Source organism: Kitasatospora sp. NPDC093558, from assembly GCF_040683475.1.
Lineage (GTDB): Bacteria > Actinomycetota > Actinomycetes > Streptomycetales > Streptomycetaceae > Kitasatospora.
Genome location: NZ_JBFBDY010000922.1, coordinates 1 through 2,090, shown reverse-complemented (window position 1 = coordinate 2,090; position 2,090 = coordinate 1). Strand labels below are relative to the sequence as shown.

At 72.1% G+C, this 2,090-nt stretch carries 1 protein-coding gene; it reads left to right on the top strand.

Annotation, left to right across the window (positions count from 1 at the left end):
* A partial coding sequence (locus tag AB0O00_RS36965; RefSeq protein ID WP_363659080.1) for an alpha-galactosidase occupies positions 1-2,044 on the top strand: 2,044 nt, incomplete at its 5' end.
* Positions 2,045-2,090: the final 46 nt, after the last annotated feature.

The following is a 2,090-nucleotide window of genomic DNA, read 5'->3' as shown; positions in this document are numbered from 1 at the left end:
GCTCGCCCTCGCGACCTCCGGCCTCGGAGCCCTCGCGCTCGGCGCGGCCACCCCGGCCGCCGCCCTCGACAACGGCACCGCCCTCACCCCGCCGATGGGCTGGAACTCCTGGAACTCGCTCGGCACCAACGTGACCGAACAGCAGGTCAAGCAGACCATCGACTTCATGTCCGCCAACGGCCTGGTGGCGGCCGGCTACAACACCGTCACCATCGACGACGGCTGGTCGCTGTGGCACCGCGACGGCCAGAGCACCGACATCGTGCGGACGTCCTACGGCTCGATGCAGCTCTACGACGCCGCCGGGAACCCGGTCGCGGGCACCGACGGCACCGGCAACGACCCGACCTCCGGCCACCTCACCCCCCGCCCGGACACCTTCCCCTCCCAGGTCGTCAACGGGCAGACCCTCAACGGCATCCAGTACCTGGCCTGGTACGCCCACAGCAAGGGCATGAAGTTCGGCCTGTACGGCACCGACACCTACCTGACGTGCCAGATGCACCCCGGCAGCCTCGGCCACGAGGCCACCGACGCGGGCGACTTCGTCTCCTGGGGCGTCGACTACGTCAAGTACGACGACTGCCCGTACGGCCCGCAGATCGTCGGACCGGACGGCCACAACTACTACACCCAGGGCGAGGGCAAGGAGCTCACCCAGTCCATGTACGCCCGGGTGCAGACGTTCCAGCGCGCCCTCGACGCCGCCTCCGCCGCGCAGGGCAAGCCGAGGGTGGCCCTCAGTGTCTCGGCCCAGCCGGTGCACAGCGGCGTGCCGTACCTGCTGGGCGCCAACGACCCGGCCCGCACGGATCCGGTGATCCGGGCAGCCGGCACCCCGGCGTACCAGGCTCCGGGCTACGCGCCGACCGGCGTGTGGTGCGGGCAGGTCGCCAACCTGTGCCGGATCGGCGGCGACCGCGGCAGCGACCTGGGCGGTGTGCTCTACGGGCAGCAGTTGGGCACCGCCCTGCAGTACCCGGGCAACGTCCGGCCGGGCAGCTGGAACGACATGGACATGATGTTCGCGGGCTGGCAGGACGTCTACGGCTCATGGGGCGTCACCGACACCTGCGCGTGCCACAAGCCGTTCACGGACGACGAGTCGCGCACCGAGCTGTCCGTCCTGTCGATGATGGCCTCGCCCCTCATCTCCGGCGCCGACCTGCGCAACTACGCCGACGCCTGGCACACCGACGGCGGCACGAGCTGGTCCACCGGCATCCCCGCCTCCAGCCTGGCGCTCATGAAGAACGCCGACGTCATCCGGATCGACCAGGACGCGCTCGCCAAGCCGGCGACGCTGGTCGGCGCCCCGCCCGCGAGCGCCACCGCGCCGGTGGTCCTCAAGCGGCAGCTGGCCGGCGGCGACACCGCCGTCCTGCTGGTCAACCAGGACCCGAACAACTGGCAGATGATCGGCAGCACCCTCGCCTCGCTCAACCTGACCGGCGGCTACACGTCCAAGGAACTGTGGACCGGCGCCACCGGCACCGTCGCCGCCGGCGGCACGGTCGGCGGCAACTGGGTCGCCCCGCACGGCGTCGCGATGTTCCGCCTCACCCCGCAGGCCGCCTCCGTCCCGGCGGCGGTGATCGGCGACGGCACGTACCACGCGATCAGCGCGGGCGGCAGCGGCGGCGAAGCCCTGGAGGTCCAGGGCACGTGCAGTGCCGCGGACGGCGCCGTCGTCGACGTCAACACGTGGTGGAGCACCCACACGTCGGAGCAGTGGAACTTCGCCGCCAACGCCGACGGCACCGTGCACATCACCGACAACTGCTACACCGGCACCCAGGTGCACGGCACCCTCACCGCCCCGGGCACGTCCGGCACGGCGGCGTACGTCACCAACGGCTACGACCCGAACAACGCCTACCAGAAGTGGCGGGTGCTCCAGAACACCGCGACGGGCGCACTGACCGTCACCAACGCCGCGACCGGCCTGGCGCTCGACGCCGCCAACCCGGCGGCCACCTCCCCGGTCGTCACCGACCAGCCCAACTCCGCGGCGGCCGGGCAGTCCTGGACGACCCTGTCCTGACCCGGCGCCCGACCCGACCCGGTCCCCACTCGCCCGCCGGGCGGGT